Here is a 24,427-nt window from a genome sequence, read left to right as displayed (position 1 = left end):
CGATAGCATACCTCTGACAATAGGTATTTAGATAATAAATAAGTGTGTAGCGGCTAAATCAAAATGTGTGCTAACGCATAGATGTAATATCCATACGAATAGCGGATAGCACTGGGACTGTATGAGAGTATTAAGTTTTGTTTGGCAAGTAGCTGGCTGTAGTTAAAGCGTTGTAGTTGGCCTGCCGGTAGATACAATTTGAGTTTCAGGAATTTGGATGAGACATTGTTATTCGTATAAACACTATTGGGGCACAGTGCATTTCGATTCCAACTACTACTGGTGTCATCATTAGAGTATGAGTGGTTGGAGATAGGAGAAGATTCTTCTGTTGAAGCCCTTAGTGAACAACTTGATATTGCATATTCGATAGTATTTCCTGTCAGATTCTCACTTACTTGAGAATTTGGCTGTTCCTCATGGGAGACGACAATCAGACCCACGCTGAGGAGCAAAAGCAGGATTATACATTTAAGTTGTTTCATCGGGGGTGCATAGATAACGCATAAGTTTGAAAGAAGTTGTAAGGTTCGTTAATATTTAATGATTATTATATCTTAGTTTTATAAAAGATTATAGCTACTCCTTCAGAAGCTTCTATAAGTCAATCGAAGGAACTCATACTTTTCGTTTGTGCTAAGGAAACTTTCCTTTTACGCTTTCAAAATATTTCTGCTATACTAGCAAATCTATATTTCCAGCCGTGAAATATAAATTTCAAGTACTGGTATATAGTTTTTCTTACGATTGAGAAAAGTTTCCTTAGTATTGATGATCTTTTTTCTTAGGCAAGTGAAAAAGAATGGTGATGTGCAGTAATCAGACGTTATCTGTAGCATACAAACTATGGCAAAATTTGTTAAATAGGGTTTGTTGCTTTGTCTGCATTACTCAAACGCCTATATTTGTTAATATATCTAATATAGAGTGTAAGGACACTACTTCAATTTGCTTATGAGCAGTAATATTTTCCTTATCATTGCACTGGTCACGACTGGAATTTTTGTGATACAGTTTATCCTTTCTATCTTTTTCGGAGATATTGATGCGGATGTGGACGTAGATGCCGACCTCAGCAGTGTGGTCTCTTTTAAAGGTCTTACCCATTTTGGTATCGGCTTTGGGTGGTATATGCATCTGATTGGAAACGCTGATCCCCAGAGTTATATCATTGCTATTCTGATTGGCCTGTTCTTTGTGCTTGCCGTGTGGTTTCTTTATAAGAAAGCTTATCAGTTACAGCAAGTGAATCGTTCTGAAAAGTCGGAACAACTTGTAGGACGTGATTGCACTATCTACTTCGGGCAGGGAGACGGCAAATATACCGTGCAAATCAGGAAAGATGGTGCTATGCGCGAAGTTGATGTCGTGTCTGAGACTAAGAAAGCCTATCAGACCGGAGATAAGACGATTATCACGGCTTACCGCGATGGAACATTGTATATACAATAAATATAGAACTAAATACACAAATTTATGACACAAGAAATGATGATCATGGCCGCCATCCTTATAGCGGTTATTCTGCTCACTTTTGTGGGTATTCTTTCCCGTTACCGCAAATGTAAGAGTGACGAGGTTTTGGTAGTATATGGAAAAACAGGTGGGGATAAGAAATCTGCCAAGTTATATCATGGTGGTGCTGCTTTTGTATGGCCCATTGTCCAAGGGTATGAGTTCCTGTCGATGAAGCCGATGCAGATAGACTGTAAGCTGACCGGTGCTTTGTCTGCACAGAATATTCGTGTGGATGTTCCGACGACTATTACCGTAGCCATCAGTACAGATCCCGAAGTTATGCAGAATGCTGCCGAACGTATGCTAGGATTGACGATAGATGACAAACAAAACTTGATTACCGATGTAGTTTACGGTCAGATGCGTCTGGTTATTGCAGATATGACGATTGAGGAGTTGAACTCCGACCGTGATAAGTTCCTCTCTAAAGTGAAAGACAATATAGACACTGAACTCCGTAAGTTCGGTCTCTATCTGATGAATATTAATATTAGTGACATTCGTGATGCTGCCAACTACATCGTCAACCTGGGTAAGGAAGCTGAAAGTAAGGCGCTAAACGAGGCACAGGCAAATATTGAGGAACAAGAGAAATTGGGTGCCATCAAGATTGCCAATCAGATAAAGGAACGTGAAACCAAGGTTGCCGAAACACGCAAAGACCAGGATATTGCCATTGCCGAAACCAAGAAGCAACAGGAAATTTCGGTTGCTAATGCTGATAAGGATCGTATTTCACAGGTAGCCATTGCCAATGCAGAGAAAGAATCACAGGTTGCCAAGGCGGAAGCTGAGAAAAATATACGAATAGAACAGGCAAATACCGAAAAGGAGAGCCGTATTGCCGAATTGAACTCCGATATGGAGATTAAGCAGGCCGAAGCAGGCAAAAAAGCAGCTATCGGACGAAATGAGGCTCAAAAAGCTATTGCACTTTCTAATGCAGAACTAGCAGTAACGCAAGCCAATGCGGACAAGCAGGCAGGAGAGGCTGCCGCCCGTTCGGAAGCTTCTGTAGAAACGGCACGTGAGACTGCGCAGAAAGAGGTGGAAGAGGCTAAAGCCCGCAAAGTAGAATCATCTTTGAAGGCTGAAAAGATTGTGCCGGCAGAGATCGCCCGCCAAGAAGCTATTCTTCAGGCAAATGCGGTTGCTGAGAAGGTAACACGTGAAGCGGAAGCGCGTGCAAAGGCCTTGTTGGCACAAGCCCAGGCTGAAGCTGAGGCTATCCGCCTGAAACTGGAAGCTGAGGCTGAAGGTAAGAAGAAGTCATTGCTTGCTGAGGCTGAGGGTTTCGAAGCAATGGTGAAAGCTGCTGAATCAAATCCGGCTATCGCTATCCAGTACAAGATGGTAGACCAATGGAAGGAAATTGCCGGCGAACAAGTCAAGGCATTCGAACATATCAATTTAGGAAATATCACTGTATTCGATGGTGGAAACGGTGGTACAAGCAATTTCCTGAGTTCACTGGTGAAGACCGTTGCTCCAAGTCTTGGAGTTTTGGATAAATTGCCTATCGGGGAAACGGTGAAAAATATTATTCATCCGGAAGAAAAGACGGAAGATACGCCAGAGCCTAAGAAGAAATAAATATTGGCTAATAAAAAGGGGATATGTCAAAACTGATATATCCCCTTGTCTTTATAAAATAGTTAGTTATCTATCTCTCAATTATTCTTAGTAACAATCACCTTCGGCGTTACTTTGTTGAAGTACCACTTAATAGTATAGCTACCTGCTGTTGAAACTTTGAAGTTACCGTCGCCAGCATCTTCAAATTCTCCAGTCACTGCACTGGGAGCGATGTCATTTTCCCATTTTTCTTCGGGACGGATTTTCCATTTGCTGTCCGCTGCCATATTTACGGTAGCCTTCAGGTAATACTGGAACTTATTGTTTTCGTCGGTTTCAGTAGCCAGAGTCATTACGGTATCTTTGTTTCCATCGTTTCCCCAGCTATTATAATCGCCTACGATACCCCATGATGTGTATGCTTTGGAAACTTTCAGTTCGCCGGTGGAGTTGTTGAACTCCAAGTAATAACTGTTCTTACCGTATGCCTTGATGTCTCCACCGTTTCCTGATACAAGAGTAACAGGAGACTGTTCGACAGTCATACCTTCGGGTGCTCCCCAGTTGTCGGTGCTCCAATCGCTGGCTCCGCAGAACTTCCAGCCATTAGCTGCCTTACCATCGAAGTAAACCATGGCGGCGTATTTATTGTTAGAATCTACCGAATATACCTTCTGACTCTTGGCGAAGTCCCAGCCATTGTAATCTCCGCGTAGGGCGATGGACGGATAATCCGGTTCACCTTGATAGGGAGTGATAGTGGTTGATATTACGTTAGAGTAGATTGTATCGGCAGCAGCAGAGATGGAAGAAGAAATGCGCAGTTCGATGGCTACAGGTTCTACCTCCATTTCGTACTTCTTCAGTAAAGAGATGATTTTGCTGTTCAAATTACTTACAGTAATGGTGTATGATACATCTGTTTTAGACGAAGCCAGCACTGCCTTATTGGCGAAGCTCTTACCCTTCACATCCATTTCTACAGAATTGATGATACTTGCCTGATAGCCTGCTTCGGGTTTACTCCAATTCAGGATGAATGCTTCGTTGGCTGCATCCTTTGCTTGGAGTACGTACTGGTCATTCAAGGCTGATAAGACTGCCGGGGTGGCGTCTCCGGCAGTATAGACGGTCTTTTCGAGGTCGCTTTCGCAAGCCGTGCAAAGCAGCAGGGCAACGATGGAAGCGGATATGCTTTTTATAAATTTCATGGTGATTCGCTTTTGATTAATAACCTTCATTTTGTTGTAAGTTTCCGTTTACCGTAAGGTCGGTCACGGGAATGGGATATACGTTGTAGCGCTTGTTTACGCCTACGCCGGAGCTGATACCTCCTTTGAAATCCCAAGTATAGGAAGAAGAAATCAGCAGGCCAAAGCGCACTAAGTCCGTGCGGCGTATACCTTCCCAATAAAGCTCGCGTCCACGTTCATTCAGCAGGTTGCGGAAGCTGTTCTCGGTGAGCCAGCTCTCTGATACCTGATGGAGGTCGTTGCCGTATGCACGTTTGCGCAAGGCATTGATATATCCTACGGCAGTGCTTTTGCTTCCTTCTCCGCCACGGGCCACGGCTTCGGCATACATCAGATAGATATCACCCAGACGGAACATGGGGAAGTCAGTATCTACCCACAGAGTATTCTTGCCCGGTTTGCCATCGCTACCTAAGTTGCTGAACTTGTACACACTCCAACCTTCTGTTTCGAAAGTACCTGCTACAGACGTAGTGATGTTGATGGAACGTCCTTTATCCTCGAAGATACCACGCTTGTCCAGAATCTCAGAAGCCTTGGGTGCTTCATTGTTCTTATAGTCGAACATCTTCACCAAGTTACTGGTTCCACGGAAACCAGACCAACCTTGGTCTACACCGCTATGGGCAAGCAACACTTCCTTGTCTTCTTTTCCTCGTGCACCAACGATAATGGCGGCCATACCCCATGATTGTACTGTTTCTCCGTCGAAGATTATAGGGTAGATGATTTCCTTTCTTGTGTCCTGATTCTCTCCGTTGTCCGCTTTAAACAGATCGGCATAGTTTTCGGCCAGTTGGTAGCCGGCTTTGATTACCTCGTTGCAAGCGTTTGCACAGTCGGTATAGCGGGCTTTGCCTGTATAGACTTCGGCATTGAGATACATGCGTGCCAGCAAAGCATTTGCCACAGCTTGGTCCGCTATGCCATACTTGGTCCGCGGAGCGGGCAGACTGCTTTTCAGTTCGTTCAATTCTTTCTCTATCCAGTTGAACAACTCTTCTCTTGACAGGGGAGCTGGTTCAATAGAGTAATTGGCTTCGGTAATGAACGGAGGCAACGCGAACATATCCATCAGCACATAGTAAGCAAAAGCACGGTTGAAACGGGCTTGGGCGGAATAACTCTCTTTGTCGATTTCTACCGGGGCATTCGGTATGTTTTTCAGGAACTCGTTGACCAAAGCTACGATATACATACAGCGTTGGTACACACCTTCAATGGGTTCTACTTTATTGGTAGTCCATGCTATATGGTTGATCTCTGTGCACCATGCATCGTTCCATGCATTCTTCATTTCATCGGTGGGTTGCTCTTGCAAAGTCCACCAGCAACGCAGCAAGGCAGTATTACCTGCATCAAGCCCGTTGATGTCCGAGCTGCTGCTGCCGTCTTGTCCCGACAGAGCCCATACCGAATAGATTTTATGAAGTCCTTTCGTATAACTTGCGGCGTCGGTATATGCTTTATCTGCCGTCTCTATACTCGGGTCGAGAGGTAAAACATCCAAATCGTTGACGCAGCTTGAGAAAGACAACAGGCAGGTTGCCAAAGCTGCATAGATATATTTTCTTGTTTTCATGTGTGACTGACTTTAAAAGTTAAGATTTAAACCTATGCTATATGTGCGGGGGCGAGGCCAGATGTTAGAGTCAATTGCTCCACATTCGGGGTCGAGTCCGCTGTACTTGGAGATGGTAAATACATTCTGTACCGATGCACTGATGCGTCCCGATAGTTTGGCTGCGAACAGGTTGCGGAAAGAATATCCTAACGTGATGTTATCCATCTTGAGGAATGAAGCATTCTCCAGGAAGTAGTCGCTTGCCATCTGTTCGCTGGAATTCAGCAACGTGAAGCCTGTGTTCTGGAAACCTTTGTAGAGATTGGTCAGGAAGCCCTTACCACCGTAGTTGCTGGAGGTGCTGTTGCTCGATGCTACGCCATTGTACACATAATTGCCCAGGTTGGCACGCAGGTTGAAACCTAAATCCCACTGCTTGTAACTGAACTGAGAGCTGAAGCCCATATAGATTTTCGCCATCGGGCTCTTGTGGGTGAGGTAACGGTCGGCTTCGGTGATTTGACCGTCGTTGTTGCGGTCAACGAATGCATTCTGAATGGGCTTACCGTTCTCATCATATACCTGTTGATACAGATAGAAGGTGCCGGGCATTTCACCTACCTGGTGTTTCTGGTTTGTACCTGCATTGATCCCTTGATAATCGGGGTTGAAGGCAGTGGTCAGCTTGGTAATCTTACTGTCGTTCCAAGTGATGTTATATCCCAGTTCCCAAGTGAAGTCTTTACTTTGGATGGCTACGGCATTCACATTGAATTCCACACCTTTGTTTTCCATCTTACCCACATTGGCGGTAATTTCGTTGACGAAGTTGGTTCCGGCTGCGGCACTGATGGTATTCAGCAAGTCTTTGGTATGTTTCTGATAATACTCGATACTACCGTTGATGCGGTTGTTGAGGAAGCCGTAGTCGATGGCTATGTTATAAGTGGTGGTCTGTTCCCATTTCAGGTTCGGACTGTAACCGTTGGGCTTCAGCAGTGTAGTGCCCAAATAACTGGTATTGGGATTGGTGCTGAATGAGTAAGAAGTGATATATTGATAATCTCCGATTTCCTGCTGACCGGTTACACCGTAACCCACGCGAAGTTTCAACTTAGAGAGCACGTCTTCGGTGCCTTTCATAAACGATTCGTTGCTGATAGTCCAGGCAAGGGCGGCCGAAGGGAAAAGTCCCCAACGATTCTTTTCGCTGAATCTTGAAGAACCGTCACGACGCAAGGTGGCAGTAAGCAGGTAGCGGTCCATGAGGTTATAGTTCAAACGTCCGAAGAATGAAATCAGGTAGTTCTCGTAGGGAATGCGACGGTGGTCGGTGCGGACGTACTGCTTCTGATCGGCATTATAGTTATATCCTACCTTGTCACCGATGTTTTCGGTGGTGTTAGAGAATCCCATGTCGTGGTTGGCATAGTAGAAGTGCTGCCATGAATAACCTGCCATTACGTCGATGTGGCTCTTGATAGATTCGATGTTCTTGGCATAATTCAGATAGAAATCCAGCAGATGGTTGCGGCGGAGGTTATTCCAGGTGTTGCCTTGTCCCAAGCCGGTGAAGGTTTTGTCCAATGAACTTTGTACGGAGCCGGGATTTACAAAGTTGCTTCCGGTAGTTTTAGCTATGTCGTAGCCTAAGTTCAGGTTGGCGTGCAGGTCTTCCAGACCATGTATCTTATAGTCCAGTTGGATATTACCCAAGCTACGTTTGGTAGTACCGTGGTTGTCCTTATCGTAAAGTAAAGACAATGGATTTTGGGTTGCGAGGTCGGCTTGTGCTCCCGATACATTTCCCCAGTTCCAGTAGCCATTATAGCGCTGCTCTTCGTCGTAGATGGGTTTGGTAGGATCGAAGAAGGCGGCGGCACCAACGGCACCCGAATCAGCGAAGTTGTTGTTATTGATGGTACCTTTCACGTTGATATCTACGCTCAGATGGTTGTCGAAGAACTTAGGGCTTAGGTTGAAGGCACCTGTGTAACGTTCGTACTTAGAAGTTTTCAGTGTTCCTCTTTCATTATTGTAACCTAAAGATACACGGAAAGGCAGGAATCCGGCTTTACCGGCAATGCTGATGTTCTGGTCTGTGCTAAGGCCGGTCTGATAGATGGCATCTTGCCAATCAGTGCTTTGGTTAGGATATACATTCAGAATCCGTTGGATATCTTCCGACGAAGTAGCTCCTTCGGGATATTGTGCCAGCATTACTTCACGGAAGGATTTTGCATCCAGTGTTTCGATGCGGTTATAAGGGTCTTTTGCTGTGAAAGTGCCCGAATAGCTTATTTTTACCTTGTCTTGTGTTCCTTTCTTGGTCTGGATGATAATTACACCATTGGAAGCGCGTGAACCGTAGATAGCGGTTGCCGAAGCGTCTTTCAGTACGGTGAAGGTTTCAATGTCATTCGGATTGATGGTAGCAAGGGCATTGGGTGTGCCGGGAGCTGCATCGTTTGATACGGGTACGCCGTCGATCACAATCAGCGGGTCGTTGCTGGCATTCAATGAAGCACCTCCACGGATGCGGATGGTTGATCCGGCACCGGGAGCACCGTCACCCTGACTCACGGAAAGACCGGGGACTTTACCCATAATCAGCTCTTGCGGAGAAGTAACAGCGCCTTTGTTCATCTCTTCGGCCTTGATGGCTACCACCGAACCGCTGAGGTCGCTTTTCTTCACCGAACCGTAACCGATTACTACTACTTCGTCCAGCAGTTCGGTATCGTCTTTCAAAATTACATTCAAAGAAGCTGCAGCAGGTACCTCCTGAGTCTTGAATCCGATAAATGAGATAGTAAGCACATCACCTTTATTAGCTTGTAACTGGAAATTGCCGTCCAGGTCGGTGATTGTACCGTTCGTAGAGCCTTTCACTACCACATTGGCGCCGATAACCGGTTCGCCTGTTGTGTCTTTGATGAGTCCTTTCACGACCATCTGCTGGGCAAATGCGTCGACGGACAGGAGCAAGCCTGCTATCAATAGAAGCAGGGAGTTTAACAAGGTATTTCTTTTCATTATCTTTTGATGTGTAAGTCCTTTATATTCGGTGTTTTATGGGGAACACCTATTGAGCTATATTATCCGTTTGTTAGAAGTATATATCCAGCGCGTTGGAAGTATATATCCCGCATGCTGCATGTATATATCCCGTGCGCTGCATATATACACCCCTTGATCCCCTAAAATCTTTTCAATCCTTTTACCTCTGATTTATCTTTTACCTCTTTTATACTGATAGCGTAACCGCCGCCACTTGCCGCACGCAAGTTCAGTTTGCTTTTGCTGGTTACGATGCCTTTGTTGATGGTATAGGCTTGCGGGTTCTCTTTCCAGTCAGCATCCTTTGCATCGGCATATACGGTTGCGATGTATTGCTTGCCCGGTTGTAGGAAGTCTAACACGAGTTTGGAAGTATGACCGTTTTCATCGGCTGTGCAGCCTACATACCAGTCGTTAGTTCCTTTGGCTTTGCGTGCAATGGTCAGATAGTCTCCCGGCTCAGCTTCCAGATACTTGGTTTCGTCCCAATCTATGGCTACGTCTTTGATGAACTGGAAGGCATCCATAAAGCGTTCGTAATTCTCGGGGATGTCGGCTGCCATTTGCAATGGGCTGTACATAGTGACGTACAATGCCAGTTGACGTGCCAGTGTGGAGCGAACTTGTGAGTTGTTGCCGGGGTTCATTTGGTTACAACGAGTTTCGAAAATACCCGGAGTATAGTCCATCGGACCACCAATCAGACGGGTGAAAGGCAGGATGGTGGTGTGGTTCACGGTATTTCCGCCGAATGATTCGTATTCTGTACCACGGGCTGATTCGTTACCGATCAAGTTAGGGTATGTACGGCAGATACCGGTGGGGCGGGTAGCTTCGTGAGCATTTACCATGATTTTATAGTCGGCTGCTTTTTTAACGGCATACAGGTAATGGTTGTCCATCCACTGACCGTAATGGTGTTCGCCGCGGGGAATGATGTCTCCTACATAACCACTCTTTACAGAGTTATATCCATTGTCCACCATGAACTGGTAAGCTTTGTCCATGTGACGTTCGTAGTTACGTACCGAACCCGAAGTCTCGTGATGCATCATCAGCTCTACGTTCTTGCTGGCAGCATAATTTTGAAGCTCTTTTACGTCGAAATCGGGGTAAGGAGTTACGAAATCGAATACATAGTCCTTGCTCTTGCCAAACCAGTCTTCCCAACCTTCGTTCCAGCCTTCTACCAGTACCTGGTCGAATCCGTGCTGTGCAGCAAAGTCGATGTAACGTTTCACATTGGCGGTATTGGCAGAGTGCTTGCCGTTAGGTTTGGTCTTGCTGTAATCGGTTTCTCCCAGTTTTACGCTCGAAAGTTCGTCGGTGTAGCTCCATGAACCTTTTCCGGTAATCATATCCCACCATACACCAATGTATTTCACGGGTTTGATCCAGGAAGTGTCTTCAATCTTGCAAGGTTCGTTCAGGTTCAGCGTGATGCGTGAAGCAAGGATGTTACGGGCATCATCGCTTACGATAGCGGTACGCCAGGGCGAAGTGCAAGGAGTTTGCATATAACCTTTGTCGCCTTTGGCATCCGGGGTGAGCCATGATTCGAAGATCATGTTCTTGTCGTCTAGGTTGAGGTGCATGCAGGAATAATCTATCAATGCGGCTTCATGCAGGTTGAGGTACAGACCATTGTCGGTTTTCATCATCAAAGCAGTCTGTACGCCAGTCTGTGAGAAGGGAGTTTGCGAAGAATTGGGAGTGATTGCCTTGTTCATCAGACCTCTGATTTCCGACAAACGTGATACAGTGTAATCATACTCTTGCGTATCGTAGTCTCCCGGAATCCAGTAAGCCGTATGGTCTCCAGCCATGGCAAACTGTGAACGCTCTTCTTTGATAATGAAGTAATTCAGGTTCTTCTGCTGTGGAAATTCATAACGGAATCCCAGTCCGTCATTGAAGAGGCGGAAGCGTATAATGATGTGTCTGTCGTTGGTGGGTTGGTTCAGCGTTACGGCCAACTCGTTGTAATGGTTGCGAATCTCTTTTTCTTCACCCCATACCGGTTGCCAGGTTTCGTCAGCTGTAGAGGTCTTTACGTTCTGAATCTCAAAACCACTGAATAAGTTGGCTTTGCTGTCCAGTTTGTCTACGTCTTTCTTCGCTGTCCATTCAAAATCGGTTTTGGCATCAGCGTCTTCCTTCTTCAGTTCCAATCCCAGTTTACTGGTCTTGATGACGTCTTTCTGCTTGTAAGTTAAGTCATAAGTGGGACAACCTTGTCCGTCTAGTTTGAAAGTCATCTCCAGATTACCGTCCGGAGAACTCAGTTTTTGTTGTGCGCTTGCAACGAACGAGATGCAAAGCAATGCAATAAGTGAAAGTCCTTTTTTAATGTTCATATTATTAATGGTATTGATTGGTTATCTATTGTTGTTTCATACGTATGAAGGCTGTGTTATATCCTTGTTTCGTCCGAACGCTGCAAATTTAGAAGCCAAACAAGCGGCTTTTGATAATTAGAATAAAAATGTAAATGCTGTATAACGTTAATATATTGATAAATAGCTGATTGAATATGTAGAGTATTGCTAAAAATATAAGTCCAAATGAAAAGAATCTCAATGAAATACCTACTGTAACCACTAATTTTTATATATTTGTGTATCTATAATGAAGTACAAATGATGATAAATATACGCTTTCTTTTCCTGTCATTCTTGCTAGTTATGGCTTCCTGCTTAAAGGCGGCCGAAAATGGTAATAATGAAGAAGTGCTACAAAAACTCGATCAGATCATTGGTAACAAAAACATTTATCATGTTCAGAAAGAAAAAGAGATTACTGCTTTGAAGCTAAATCTCGAACATTCAAAGGATAGCAAGGAAATGTACGAACTATGTGGTTCCTTGTTTAAGGCTTATCTGAATTATCAAGCCGATTCCGCCCTTTACTATGTCAATGAAAAGATGAATCTTCTGCCACTATTGAACCATGTAGAGTTCAAAAACGAGGTTTTCATCAATCGTGGGGAAGTAATGGGAATGATGGGCATGTACAATGAAGCCCTTGAACAGCTTAGGCAAGTGAACCCTTCCGAATTGGAGCAAGGAACATTAGCTTATTATTACCGCACCTATCGAGCGTATTTTGGCTGGGTGGCCGATTACACCACCAATGATGCCGAGAAAGTGAAGTATCTGCAAAAAACGGATGCTTATCGGGATTCAGTCTTAATGATTTTGCCTCCCAGTGTCGATAGAAGTCTGGTTTGGGCAGAAAAGGAGATTGCGAATAACAGACCCGACTCCGCCATAGTTACACTATCAGCTATATTAAAGAATACATCGGACGAACGTTTTAAGGGATTCATCTATTATACTTTGTCCGAAGCGCATGGCGCACAGGGAGACATTCAGAAAGAGATTTATTATCTGACTTTGACTGCTATGATAGATTTAAAGTTAGGTGTCCGTGAATATGCTTCTTTACAGAAACTTGCCTACTTGGTATATGAAGCAGGCGACTTGAATCGTGCCTATAAATATCTGAGTTGTTCGATGGAAGATGCCGTAGCCTGCAATGCCCGGTTGCGTTTTGTCGAGGTTACTCAGTTCTTTCCCATTATCGATAAAGCCTATAAACTGAAAGAGGAAAAGGAGCGAGACATTTCGCGTACTCTCCTGATAAGTGTCAGCCTGCTTTCTTTGTTTTTGCTTGCTGCCATCATATATTTGTATCGTGACATGAGGAAGTTGTCGGTCATGCGGAAAGACTTGACCCTTGCCTACGAGCAAAAGAAGAAAGTGAATGAAGAACTGATGCTGACCGGTAAGATTAAAGAGGTTTATATCGCCCGTTACCTGGACAGATGTGTATCTTATCTGGACAAACTGGAATCTTATCGCCGCTCGTTAGCCAAACTAGCAATGGCTTCGCGTATAGACGATCTGTTCAAGGCCATTAAATCCGAGCAGTTTATTCGTGACGAGCGTAAGGAGTTCTATAATGAGTTTGACAGGTCTTTCCTTGAACTGTTCCCCAACTTTATATCTTCTTTTAATGATCTACTGTCCGAAGACGGAAAGATTTACCCCAAATCGGGCGAATATCTTACAACTGAGCTTCGTATATTCGCACTGATCCGTTTGGGAGTAACTGATAGCAGCCATATCGCCAATTTCCTGGGTTATTCTTTGGCTACTATTTATAACTATCGAAGCAAGATGCGTAATAAGGCTGTGGGAGATAAGGATACTTTTGAGCAGGAGGTGATGAAGTTGTAACCTTACTCCCCACCTACTCAAATTCCTAGTCTCTGCCTCAATAACCGGTAACCGGACAAACTCACACGCAACTTCACCCCATTCTTGAGTATCAGTTGATAGGTCTCTTTTCCGAATAGTTCAACCCGTGATATTTGAGTTACATTCACAATGGTAGAACGATGGATACGTACGAAGTTATCCGCCGGTAGGTTGGCTTCGAGATACTTCATGGTTTGTTCCTTGATATATTCTCCGGAGGGAGTTATCAGCGTAGTGTAATCTCCGCAAGCCTGAACATACAATAGTTCTTCTACTTTAATGATGTGAATTCGTGCTCCGTCTTTTACGGTAATCCGGTCAATACATTCTTCCTGTGGTTGTGGCTCAATCGGTTCTTCTTTAGGAAGAATGAAGTTGGAATCCTGAGCTGTCGCATCTTCTACAATGAGTAAGTGATACCAAAGAAGAATTGCTATCCAGGTTGGTATACCGAATAATAAGCGGAAAGGGATAGTTGTCATGAAAGGGATATAAGATAATCCTGCTATTCTTACCATAATATCACATATCATGAAACTTCCCGCCAACCAGATTAAAATGCCGGTTAGCGTGATAATGATTTTTGTTCTGACTATAGAAATGGTTCCTACCACGAACCATGCCAGATATGCCAATACAGTGAACCATCCGATAGTTGTGATGCTATCAATGAGTGTCGGCAACCAGTCGGTGTGGGTGTAGTATCTTAAAAGAGTAATTTGTACTATTGCCAGTAGCAGTGCTATGGCGATTGTTGGAATCCAGCGATAAGTATAATCAGTTATTGGATGAGTTTCCATAGTTTAATCTTTGATTTCTAATCCCCCGAAAGATACATTTCCTCGAATAATGAGTATGCATCCTTCTTCTTTTCGGGGAGCTCCTTGCCAGCGCTTGTCCTCGCAGCCTCCGCAGAAGCAGTTACACTTTATTTGTATTTTCCAGTCGGACGGGATAAATAACTCTATTCCTCCCCAGTTACAATCCACGTCCATGTATGTCTCTCCGGGTGCTATATGGGTATGACGCAAATCAATAGTGGTGCCACCGAAGTACGTGCTTATTCTGGCTCCTTTGAAGAGCTCATCCAGCACAACGTGGCGCACGGCACCAAGAGAATTGGTGGAATATAGGAAGCCGTCTTCCGATTGGCATTGCTGCTCTTCCTTAATGCCCATCTTCCGGTTTGCCATCTTTTGTGCCATTTTTCTGCGGACGTACATTCCACGTTTATCCCAGTTCTTATGATTGTGTGGTTTTAGAAACAGTACTCCAATAAATATCAGAACCAATGGCCAAAGCATAGCCTGAGAGTTGTCGGGGAACCACATCAGCTTGCTGCCCAGCAGATAAATGCCTATTAGCAACAAGATACTCCCAAAAACATAGCGTTGACGGACGATACTGTATATACCCGATATAATGAAGAGTGAATGCCAGGCGACCAAAAGGTCAAACCATTCATTTGTTATAAATCCCATGTTATGGGCAAATAACAATCCTCCTGCCAGGATAAAAAGCGTTGCTACCAGCATCTTTCCGAAGCCTGCTTGTGATGGGAAATCATGTTTTTCTTCCATTGTTTCTAATTATTATGATTGATAATGCAAAAGTAGATGAATTCTTTGGCGTGATAAATGCTTTTCAGCCGGTTACGGGTGGAAAGCCCGATGAATACCGGATATAAATCGGTGAGTTCAGAAAGGAAATTACTTGTTTTTCCACCAATATCTGATAAATCGCAAGCCTGTACCAATGAGTGCTAACGATAATCCGGTATAGAATACTGCTATGAAAGAATCGGGTAGTAAGTGATAGACACGTACAACTACGCCGATAATAATCATGAATACCATGACAATCCATCCTTGCACATCGAAGAATGAAAATGGACAATGTTTTCCTTTTTTCTGCGAAATGCGAAGGGTATGTTTCTTGTATAGCTTGTGAAAGATAATGCCAAAAAACAAGAGGAATATGAGGCTGGCCTCGCATACTTTGAACCACCAATATTGGTGGTCACCAATCCAGCACATCAATCCGATGCGCAGGATATTTATACCGGCTAACAACCATATTGTTCCGGCGGTGATAAGTAGCGTATGCTGAGTGACTCCGTATTTCATAATAGTTATTGTTAAGGCTACAGCCTCATAATCTGGAGGCTATATAAACTAAAAAAGACTCAATCTTGTTCAAAGATGAGTCTTTTCGTTTTGTGGACCAGCCTGGGCTTGAACCAGGGACCTCCAGATTATGAGTCTGTTGCTCTAACCAACTGAGCTACAAGTCCGGTGTATCCTTGTTTGGATAGCGGGGGCAAAAGTAGTATTTTCTACTGGAATATGCAAGAGTTCAGATGAAAATACTTTGAACTTTATTGCTTTGTCCTTAAACGTGAATCATTTACCCCTTAGAATTTGTACGTTCGTTTGGGATTTTTGGGGAACCAGCCTTTCTTCACCCGGTCCTCTTGCTCAAAGACTTCTTTGATAGTCCAGAAGGAGGAGAAGGCGAATACACCCAATAAGGAGGCTATTAGTATATTCTCCACGCAAAGGGATGCGACGCTGCCAGCAATGCCTAACAGTAGAAAAATCCACCAACATTTGGTGCCCCAATAATATTCGGCTTTCACAACTACGGGGTGGAACAGGCCGATGATTAGAAAGGTGCAAATGCCAATGACAAGCCCCGACAAATGATATTCGTTTAAGAAATTCATATATTAATTATTACTTTTCCGGACAAATAGGTATTTCCTTCTTGATGCTTTGTTCAAGTGATATCAGCGTTTCTGTAGCAGTAACACCGGGGATCTCTTGCAATTTGTTATTCAACAAATCCATCAGATGCTCGTTGTCGCGGGCATACACTCTGGTCAACATGGTGTACGGGCCGGTAGTGAAGTGGCATTCCACGATTTCGGGAATTTTCTCCATTTCGGCAACTACGGCTTTATACATAGAGCCTCTTTCGAGTTTGATTCCGATGTATGTACAAGTTCTGTATCCCAAAGACTTGGGGTTAACATGGTAACCAGAACCGACAATGACTCCTAAGTCGATCAGGCGTTGTACGCGTTGATGAATGGCAGCACGTGACACACCGCACTCAGCAGCTACATCCTTAAACGGAATACGGGCATTCTGGGAAATGATTTCCAGAATCTGACGGTCAAGATTGTCTATTTTTTCCATAATTATAAATTAAGTAAAGTTCATGTTGTTATCAAATAGTAAGCAAATATAGAACTTTATTTTAATTTATCTATGAAAAGGAAGGAAAAAATGAATAAAAGAGAAAAATAGGTGGTAAGGTGATAATGTGGTGAAGTGATAGAGGAGTGATGTGATAAGGTGGTAAAGCAATGTGCTGAAGTGATAGGGTTATAAAACAATAGGGTGGTAAAGCATATCGCCTTACCACCCTATCACTATATCACTTTTATCTTACTTCTCGATATCGAGTAATTCTATTTCGAATATCAATGTAGAGTACGGTTTGATTTGACCACCGGTTTCTCTTGAGCCGTATGCCAATTCGTAAGGGATGTAAAGCTCCCACTTAGAACCTACAGGCATCATAGTCAGAGCTTCTGTCCAACCTTTGATAACTTGGTTGGCACGGAAAGAAGCAGGTTGGTTATTTTTGTAAGTGCTTTCGAATTCTGTTCCATCGATCAAAGAGCCTTTGTAGTTAACCTTCACCTTGCTGGTATCAGCGGGGATAGCACCTGTACCTTTGGTAAGGATCTTATATTGCAAACCGCTAGGAGTAGTTACAACGCCTTCTTTACCTTTGTTTTCAGTAAGGAATTTTTCACCGGCAGCTTTGTTGTCGGCATATTTAGCTTCGCTTGCTTTTTCTTTGATGGCTTCCATCTGAGTTTGCATGAAAGCTTGAGCCTTAGCCATGTCCATTACGTTGTTCTTCTTCAGGACACCTGCGAGGAAACCTGCCAACAGGTTTTCGCGGCTGATAGTTTGTGTAGAGTCACCACCGAAAATTTGTTGGTTGAAGCCTTCTACCCATTGTTTGCTAACCATTTGACCTACTTGCATACCAGCCATATAAGCTGCGTCTTTCTTGTCGATCTTAGCTGCACCTTCGTTGAAACCTTTCAGGAATTCAGTCATCTGGGTAGAGTCGATACCTTGTTGTGCCAAATATTGGTCCAAACCTTCAGTACGTGCCATACCAATAGCGTAAGACAATGAGTCGATGTCCGTCTTCAAATTTGCTTTCGGACTTTGTGCAGTACAAGATGCCAAACCGGCAGCTACTGCAAGAGCCATAAGAAATGTTACTTTTTTCATTTTGCTTTAACTTGTTATTTATTTAAAACTTTCAATAGTTCTACTTCAAAAACTAATGTGCTGTGCGGGGGAATCATTTCGCCGGCACCTTGTGCACCGTAAGCTAGGTCGCTGGGGATGAAGAGTTTCCATTTGGCACCTTCGGGCATCAGTTGAAGAGCTTCTACCCATCCTGGGATTACTTGGTTTACACCGAATGTAGCAGGTTCGCCGCGTTTGATGGAGCTGTCGAACAGTGTTCCGTCAATCAGAGTACCTTCGTAGTGACATTGTACCTGATCGGTAGCAGTGGCATAGTGTCCTACATTGCCTTCGTTGATAACTTCGTATTGAAGTCCGCTGGGCAAAGTAACGACACCGGGACGTTTTTTGTTTTCTTCCAAGAAGTTCTTGCCGGTTTCAATGCTGGCAGTGTTCATTTTCTCTTCCAGTTCGGCGAAGTATTTATTTACTATTTCACGGGCTTCGTTGTGGCTGATAGCCGGTTGGTTGCCCTCCAATATGTCTTTGATTGCTTGTGCAAAGTCATCAACTGCGATGCCTTTGGCACCCATGCTTAAAAGATTCTGACCTATTCCGAGGCCGATAGCATAACTGAATTTATCCATGTTTACTTTTTTATGAGGGGCAAAAGTACGTCTTTTATTTGAATGATAGGGCTTTTCGTTATTTAATTTTTCTTATTTATGTATCAATTATGACTATCTTTTGTATTTTTGTAAGAAACAAAATTGAAAAGGAAGAAAGGAGCTATGAAGAATTTAGTTATTTTGTCTGGTGCGGGGATGAGTGCCGAGAGTGGTATCAGTACTTTTCGTGATGCGGGAGGTCTGTGGGATAAATATCCTGTGGAACAGGTGGCGACCCCGGAAGGTTATGCTCGCGACCCGGAACTGGTGCTTAACTTTTACAACGAGCGGCGTAAGCAATTGTTCGAAGTAGAGCCGAATGCCGGTCACATCGGATTGGCAGAACTAGAAAAGCATTTCAATGTAACTGTTATTACTCAAAATATAGATAACCTACACGAACGTGCAGGTAGTTCGCACATTATCCACTTACATGGTGAACTTACGAAAGTTTGCTCCAGCCGTGATCCTTATAATCCGCATTTTATCAAAGAATTAAGCCCAGAAGAATACAATGTGAAACTAGGCGATAAAGCCGGAGACGGTACACAACTTCGTCCTTTTATTGTCTGGTTCGGCGAGTCGGTACCGGAGATAGAAACGGCTATCGGGTACGTAGAGAAAGCGGATATCTTTGTTATCATCGGTACTTCTATGAATGTATATCCGGCAGCCGGGTTACTGAATTACGTAACCCGGCAGGCGGAGGTTTACCTTATTGACCCGAAGCCGGTAGATACACATTCTATGAGGCGAATACACATTATTCAGAAAGGGGCTTCGGAAGGCGTGAAAGAACTAAGTATGATATTGGAGCCGTAATTAGGTTTGTATTCCGCTACTTTATTTCACGTACACAGCGGACAGGCCCGCCTACGCAGCGGCGGGTATAGTCATAGACGGTTTCAAATATTCTTACTAGGTATAAGGATGAGGTGGTATGCAGATGGAAGATATATACCGTACCGTCTTTACCTGGTGAAGAGGTATGGTAATTACCGCAAATTCCAAGTTGACATAGGGTTCCATTGGGTACTCGAAGTCCTTGAGTTGGAAAGAAAGTAGTAGCTCCGCCTTTCCACCCTTGCATATAGATGTGATAGCCATATTTGGGGAGACTTGTTGTCGATTCCGAGCAATTGATTGATTGTAAAGTAGGATCACTCTCTACATTGTATCCGGTTTTGGTGAAACCTAGCCACATGTCTCCTGGTGCCAGCATCCAGCCCGAAGGGCAAGGGTCGAATATGGATTTTTCTGTCGCTCCGTTATCTGCCAATAATATGGGATGTGGTGTATCTGCCTCAAATACCTTGGATGCTTCCGAATAGGGCTTTCCACCCCATAATCTGTCATTATGTCCCCAGTACCAGTCACCTGCATTTATATAATCACTTGCAGCCGTTGGATATATATCTGAAGATTTAAGGAAATGGGTAGGGTGGAGTAAGGTATATCCGATATTGCCGATTGCCGCATTAGTCATGATAGTTTGAAATAATTCGCCGGTACCTACGGTGGAACTCATCTTTATTTGCACTCCTGCATTATCGTAAACCGCTACTATGTAATCTGAAGAATTGGGAAATTGACCGGAAAGTACTACTGTCTTGTTTTGTGGAAACGGATCTTTCCGGCCCCATTGGTACAGTAATCCGTAAGATGATGCATCAGGATGCAATGGGTCAAGATTATTATTCAGTGCTCCCAGGTTGCACGACATGACGGGGCGCCCGCTTACCCGGACATTGGGGTCGGAAGATTTTATGCCGGTGGCATCCCAGTCATAGGTTGTATAAGGTATTGCTTTGGTAATCTGTGCCGGAGAATCGCTGTTTACCCAGATATGCCAAGACCACACAATTTCATTGGCGTTATTGTAACCTGCTATTACCGCATTGCCATTAATCTTGCCCGCTGTAACGTGTATTTTGTCTTGATTGTCCAGATAGACTAGAGTTGCGGCGCTGTTCTTTCCTATGGCGAAATTGGTTCCGTCTCCGGTCTGCCACAATATCTTTACACTGCTGATTTTCTTGGCAGACACTGTCTTGTTTACATAATCGGAATAGTCGAATCCGCCTCCTTTTTCAGGACGTTCGTAAGGGTCGAAGGTGATACTGGATTCAGGTTTCAGTACAAAGCAATTGGCAGGTGCTGCCATCACGCGGGAATCCGTACCGGACGATTTCAGGTTGAGAGTCAACGTATATTTATAATTTCGTTTGATGTTGAAGTCATTGAAGTTGTTTTCACCCGGATATACCGTATATACATAGCTACTGCCATCCATTTCCGAATCTATATATAGCTTGATGGAGATGGCACCTGCCGGAGCTTTCTCGTTTTTATCTTTCTGGTCGGTATTGGTTGAGGTTCCCCGTAAGTTTTCGGGTACATATCCGGTGTAGTAAGTCCCGGCAATGGGGGAGATAATGGCAGAATATTCTATCGGCGAACTGACTGTAGACGGATAATTGCCCGTTGGTTTTCCTATTTGCAATATATTAGGTACACTGTTCAAAGTAATACGGGTTACTTTCAGTTTTGTCGCCAGGTCGGCAGTTGCGAATTTGTATTGAAAAGTGATCATTGCCAGCATCCGTTCCAGAGAGATACTGCTTAGCGTATTGCTTTGCCCTGCCTTGACTGTAATGCCGGTTATGTTGCCGGACATTAGTAGGTTCTTGCTGTTACCTCCATACACATCATCTTCAGAGTCAAAAGTATGAGTAAGATTCTTCAACTTGGTCAAAGTCGATACATCTGCACCGTTGAGCCATGTATTACTGTTGGTATTGGCTATGATATAAACTTGGCAGTCGGTGGCTGGGCGCAGCATTACTTTAATAGTAGCCGATCCGGTAGTGTTGGCGGGTAAGGTATAATAATGTGGAGCTGTTATTTGATTGCCCGACTTGTCGTATTGAAAAACCAGGATATTGCTGATTAAGTTGTCTAGTATGCTAGCGTCGGCAACACGGGTGTTGGATCTGGCACCCCACTCTTCCCCGGCAATTTGCACGGGCAGACACTGCAATTGCAGGGACACTTCTTCCAAATCTTCTTCCGAAGGCTCCGGCGAAGTTCGGTTTATTACCTCTTCTGTACATGCTGCCAAAAGGCTGGTCAGCAAAACATAAAGCGCGAATTGAATCTTTTTCATGATTTCATCTGTTTCTTAAACTATTATTAAACATCTTTTATTCTAAGTAATGGAGAAGAAATAATTTATACTATCTGCATTCTCCTCTTGGGAGGTTGCAGATAGTATAAGATAATTAGTGGTCTTCAAGATCACGAATCGCAAGTCAATGAGTTGCTGTAGTGGTAGAAGAAGTTGTGGTTAAGAGCTTTAGATATGCGTAGAAGCAAGTCGGTGTCGATGCTTTCGCGCTTGAATATCTTATAGATATTCGTCCTGTCACAGTACAGTTTTCCGGCAAGCCATCCGGCGGATCGTTCTTGCCGCAGTAGCTCTTCTTCAATGAGATGTCCGATGTGAATCATAGGTCAGCTGTATAAAAAAAGGCGGAACCATTCGACTTATTCTATTTCCAGGTACCGCCAAGCACCCCGTAAGTAAATAAGTACGAACAGTCCACGCCCATACAGCGTGAACCTTCACTCACTTATTCTCACTTACTTCATTTTGGCGGTTTCGGAAATAGAGAATAAGAGCCAAAGCTCAATTTCTAATAAGTTTAAGAATGGAAACGCTTTTCCGGTTATATTGAATTAATTACATTCATTTAATAAAACACTGTAAGTTGCAACGCTTAGCGAGGCATACTTATATAATATGATTAGATATGTATCTGCTTCTTATTAAAAAGGGGTTTTACATATTGATACTTAGTATTTGGACGCAAATATACATTTTTATAATTAGAAAAACAATGAAAGATTGTTTCGTCTTCTTTTTCTGAATTACTGGAAGTTAACTTGCAACGTGTTGCATATATACATCCAGCATGCTGCATGTATATATGCAGCACGTTGGATGTATATGTCCTGTAAGCCGGATATATATTCAAACAGAGTCATGATCAGATGTGATAATGTTTAAATTTAATATAGTTCTCTCTCTTATGAACTATCCCCCGTCAGGATACCTCCTGAGTGGGGTGTTTCTCCGACACCGGGGAAGGTAGGGTTCGGCACCGGGGAACCCCTTGCTCGACACCGGGGAACAAGGTCTTTCTCGGTGCCGGAAAAAAACGGGGATGAATGAGTTACTTCTTCATAACAGCCCGCAGTACGAACCACGCATGATGGGCTACTGTACTTATCATTCCGTAATGCCGTGCCATGATTCGGAAACGTTCTTTGAGTGACGCTTTCCGGTTCTGTGTGGTCATTCCTTCTTCCAGATAATCTATGATAGTGAGATGGGTGTTGTGTAGTGTCCGCGCTTTCTTCATGACACGGATGCACCAGTCGAAATCGGCAGAGAAGCGGTATTGCAGGTCGTAAGGTTCTGCCAGGGATGTTTTGGCGAAGAATGCCTGGTGGCAAACCAGCATACCTTGTTTGAAGCTTTTCCAAGTCAACACTTCCGGGGTGGAGAGGCGACGCATGCGGAGGAAATGCCGTTCGTTGTTTACTAAGGCGGTTTCACCGTACAATACGTCAGGCAGTTCACTCTCGGTGATGGTATGTACTATTTGCTGCAAAGTATCATCCTCATGGAAGCTGTCGCCGGCATTGAGGAAACACAGATAATCACCGGTTGCTTGTTTCATTCCCTTGTTCATGGCGTCGTAAAGACCTTTGTCGGGTTCGCTGATGACTTTCGTTATCCGATCTTTATATCGGTTTATGATGGAGAGGGTGCTATCTTTGGAAGCGCCGTCTATGATGATGTACTCCATATGATGGTAGGTTTGGGAGATAACGCTTTGCAGGGTGTCCTCCAATACCGATTCGGCATTGTAAGTCACGGTGATGATGCTGAACTTCGGGGTGTGATGGTGGTTACGCATTTCTTCCGGTTACTTTATTATAGAGATCGATGTATTTCTTCGCGATGATGTTTTCCGAATAGTGGGCTACTGCTTTGCGGCAAGCCTGCTCGGAGAGGTTCGGATAATCGGGGTCGGTGAGCATCCAGTAGATGCCGTTGGCAAGATCTGGGGATGATTTGTATTGTGCCACGTAGCCGTTGTGCAGGTGGTCAATCATCTCCGGAATGCCGCCAACGTTGAACCCGATGCATGGTATGCCGCAAGCCATTGCCTCCATGATGGTGTTCGGCAGATTCTCTTCTAGCGAAGGGGCGGCGAGGATGTCTACGGAGTTGTAGATGTCCACCAGCTGGTGCTCGTTGTTTACAAAACTGAACGGATATACTTTAAAGGGCAGCAAGTTTTCCAACTGCTCGGAATGGTTGCCGAAGACGACAACGCCCAGTTGCTCTTTCAGTTCCGGGTGTTTCTCTGCCAGTAGTTTACACGAATCCACTAAATAGTCGATGCCTTTGCGCTTATCCGTAATCTTCATCGAGCCGAACAGTATCAACTTCTTATCTTGCGGAAGATGGAGTTTGCTACGGGCATCTTTCTTGTTACGGGGCTTGAAGAGGTTCGTATTGATGGGGTTCGGAATGCAGGTCACTGTGTGTCCGTCCAGTAAGGCGCTCTTTTTAGCGAGCCCTTCCAGCCAGTGGCTACATGTGACGAAGCTGATGTGTCTACTTTTAAATAACTCTTTTTTCTTGTGGAAAGTGCGGTAGGAGAGGTCTTTCTTGCCACTGCCTCCATGAATGAAGGGGCAGTTATGGCACTCTGTCTGGTAGTTGACGCATTCGCGTGCATAGTGGCAGATGCCGGTACAGGGCCACATATCGTGCATAGTCCATACTACGGGCTTGCCGGAGGCTAGTATCTTCTCGATATTCTTCAAGGAAAGCATGCCTTGGTTTATCCAGTGCAGATGAATGACATCCGCCTGCTGGAATTCGGGCAGGGAGGTGATGTCGGTTCCGGTATTGGCTATATCGACTGCGAAGATATTTTCTTTATTGAAATGGTTTGCTTTCCAGATAACGATACGCTCCCAAACGAACTTCCATACCATCCGCCAGCTCTGGTCCAGTGACACGACGGTGATTTGGTCGGTCTGCTTGTTGCGCACCAATAACTTGGCTTTGATACCGTGGTTCTTGAGCGATTCCATGAGACGGCCGGCAGCAACGGCTGGTCCGCCTCTTTTTTCTGTAGTGTTTATAAGTAGTATTCTCATTCTG

20 protein-coding genes and 1 tRNA gene are annotated in these 24,427 nt (G+C 44.2%); 4 read left to right on the top strand and 17 right to left on the bottom strand.

Annotated features, from left to right (window positions below; translation table 11 throughout):
- Positions 1-53: 53 nt before the first annotated feature.
- A complete protein-coding gene (locus Q1W14_RS14070; RefSeq protein ID WP_300702429.1) occupies positions 54-485 on the bottom strand; it encodes a hypothetical protein in 432 nt (143 codons plus the stop codon).
- Positions 486-954: 469 nt separating this feature from the next.
- Between Q1W14_RS14070 and Q1W14_RS14065 the strand changes: the two genes are divergently transcribed.
- Positions 955-1,452, top strand: a complete 498-nt coding sequence (locus tag Q1W14_RS14065) for a hypothetical protein (protein WP_300702427.1) — start codon at positions 955-957, stop codon at positions 1,450-1,452.
- 24 nt (positions 1,453-1,476) lie between these two features.
- Positions 1,477-3,111 (top strand): flotillin family protein, encoded by a 1,635-nt coding sequence (locus tag Q1W14_RS14060; protein WP_300702425.1) that lies wholly within the window; start codon positions 1,477-1,479, stop codon positions 3,109-3,111.
- A gap of 77 nt (positions 3,112-3,188) precedes the next feature.
- Here the strand turns inward: Q1W14_RS14060 and Q1W14_RS14055 are convergent, their stop codons facing one another.
- The 4 genes from Q1W14_RS14055 to Q1W14_RS14040 form a co-directional block, all read right to left on the bottom strand.
- Positions 3,189-4,304 carry a SusE domain-containing protein gene (locus Q1W14_RS14055; protein ID WP_300702424.1) on the bottom strand — a complete coding sequence of 372 codons (1,116 nt, stop codon included), beginning with the start codon at positions 4,302-4,304 and terminating at the stop codon, positions 3,189-3,191.
- A gap of 16 nt (positions 4,305-4,320) precedes the next feature.
- A complete protein-coding gene (locus tag Q1W14_RS14050; RefSeq protein ID WP_300702423.1) occupies positions 4,321-5,928 on the bottom strand; it encodes a RagB/SusD family nutrient uptake outer membrane protein in 1,608 nt (535 codons plus the stop codon).
- Between the two features lie 12 nt (positions 5,929-5,940).
- A complete protein-coding gene (locus Q1W14_RS14045) occupies positions 5,941-8,946 on the bottom strand; it encodes a TonB-dependent receptor (protein ID WP_300702421.1) in 3,006 nt (1,001 codons plus the stop codon).
- Positions 8,947-9,110: 164 nt separating this feature from the next.
- Positions 9,111-11,327 (bottom strand): glycoside hydrolase family 97 protein, encoded by a 2,217-nt coding sequence (locus Q1W14_RS14040; RefSeq protein WP_300702418.1) that lies wholly within the window; start codon positions 11,325-11,327, stop codon positions 9,111-9,113.
- 285 nt (positions 11,328-11,612) lie between these two features.
- Here Q1W14_RS14040 and Q1W14_RS14035 point away from each other — a divergent pair, with 285 nt between their 5' ends.
- Positions 11,613-13,211 (top strand): DUF6377 domain-containing protein, encoded by a 1,599-nt coding sequence (locus Q1W14_RS14035; RefSeq protein ID WP_300702470.1) that lies wholly within the window; start codon positions 11,613-11,615, stop codon positions 13,209-13,211.
- 17 nt (positions 13,212-13,228) lie between these two features.
- Here Q1W14_RS14035 and Q1W14_RS14030 read toward each other — a convergent pair whose 3' ends face one another.
- The 8 genes from Q1W14_RS14030 to Q1W14_RS13995 all read right to left on the bottom strand — a co-directional run bounded on the left by Q1W14_RS14030 (position 13,229) and on the right by Q1W14_RS13995 (position 18,159).
- Positions 13,229-14,032, bottom strand: coding sequence for a LytTR family DNA-binding domain-containing protein (locus Q1W14_RS14030; RefSeq protein ID WP_300702416.1), 804 nt, complete (start codon positions 14,030-14,032; stop codon positions 13,229-13,231).
- A 3-nt stretch (positions 14,033-14,035) separates the two neighbouring features.
- Entirely contained in the window at positions 14,036-14,812 is a 777-nt protein-coding gene (locus Q1W14_RS14025; protein ID WP_300702414.1) for a DUF5668 domain-containing protein, read from the bottom strand.
- Positions 14,813-14,941: 129 nt separating this feature from the next.
- On the bottom strand, positions 14,942-15,358 hold the full coding sequence (locus Q1W14_RS14020) for a hypothetical protein (protein ID WP_300702413.1): 417 nt from the start codon (positions 15,356-15,358) through the stop codon (positions 14,942-14,944).
- 93 nt (positions 15,359-15,451) lie between these two features.
- Positions 15,452-15,525 (bottom strand) — tRNA-Ile (locus tag Q1W14_RS14015).
- 120 nt (positions 15,526-15,645) lie between these two features.
- The gene (locus tag Q1W14_RS14010; protein ID WP_300702411.1) at positions 15,646-15,957 is read right to left on the bottom strand and encodes a DUF4491 family protein; all 312 of its coding nucleotides are present in this window, start codon (positions 15,955-15,957) and stop codon (positions 15,646-15,648) included.
- A 10-nt stretch (positions 15,958-15,967) separates the two neighbouring features.
- Positions 15,968-16,432, bottom strand: coding sequence for an Lrp/AsnC ligand binding domain-containing protein (locus Q1W14_RS14005; protein ID WP_294586510.1), 465 nt, complete (start codon positions 16,430-16,432; stop codon positions 15,968-15,970).
- 252 nt (positions 16,433-16,684) lie between these two features.
- Complete coding sequence (locus tag Q1W14_RS14000) at positions 16,685-17,551, bottom strand: FKBP-type peptidyl-prolyl cis-trans isomerase (protein WP_300702409.1); 867 nt, start codon at positions 17,549-17,551, stop codon at positions 16,685-16,687.
- 14 nt (positions 17,552-17,565) lie between these two features.
- Positions 17,566-18,159: an FKBP-type peptidyl-prolyl cis-trans isomerase gene (locus Q1W14_RS13995; protein ID WP_300702408.1), complete on the bottom strand. Its 594-nt coding sequence runs from the start codon at positions 18,157-18,159 to the stop codon at positions 17,566-17,568.
- A 144-nt stretch (positions 18,160-18,303) separates the two neighbouring features.
- Here Q1W14_RS13995 and Q1W14_RS13990 point away from each other — a divergent pair, with 144 nt between their 5' ends.
- Entirely contained in the window at positions 18,304-19,002 is a 699-nt protein-coding gene (locus tag Q1W14_RS13990; RefSeq protein WP_300702406.1) for an NAD-dependent deacylase, read from the top strand.
- 16 nt (positions 19,003-19,018) lie between these two features.
- On the opposite strand, the gene Q1W14_RS13985 is transcribed toward Q1W14_RS13990, so the two are convergent.
- The 4 genes from Q1W14_RS13985 to Q1W14_RS13970 all read right to left on the bottom strand — a co-directional run bounded on the left by Q1W14_RS13985 (position 19,019) and on the right by Q1W14_RS13970 (position 24,423).
- Positions 19,019-21,346 carry a DUF4906 domain-containing protein gene (locus Q1W14_RS13985; RefSeq protein WP_300702404.1) on the bottom strand — a complete coding sequence of 776 codons (2,328 nt, stop codon included), beginning with the start codon at positions 21,344-21,346 and terminating at the stop codon, positions 19,019-19,021.
- A 131-nt stretch (positions 21,347-21,477) separates the two neighbouring features.
- A complete protein-coding gene (locus tag Q1W14_RS13980; protein WP_300702402.1) occupies positions 21,478-21,690 on the bottom strand; it encodes an XRE family transcriptional regulator in 213 nt (70 codons plus the stop codon).
- 725 nt (positions 21,691-22,415) lie between these two features.
- Complete coding sequence (locus tag Q1W14_RS13975; protein WP_300702400.1) at positions 22,416-23,165, bottom strand: glycosyltransferase family 2 protein; 750 nt, start codon at positions 23,163-23,165, stop codon at positions 22,416-22,418.
- Positions 23,158-24,423 carry a glycosyltransferase family 4 protein gene (locus Q1W14_RS13970; RefSeq protein ID WP_300702398.1) on the bottom strand — a complete coding sequence of 422 codons (1,266 nt, stop codon included), beginning with the start codon at positions 24,421-24,423 and terminating at the stop codon, positions 23,158-23,160. Before Q1W14_RS13970 ends, Q1W14_RS13975 begins: the two co-directional genes overlap by 8 nt.
- Positions 24,424-24,427 lie beyond the last annotated feature (4 nt).

Source organism: Bacteroides sp., assembly GCF_030151085.1.
Taxonomy (GTDB): Bacteria; Bacteroidota; Bacteroidia; order Bacteroidales; family Bacteroidaceae; genus Bacteroides.
This window is presented reverse-complemented; position numbering and strand designations above follow the sequence as displayed.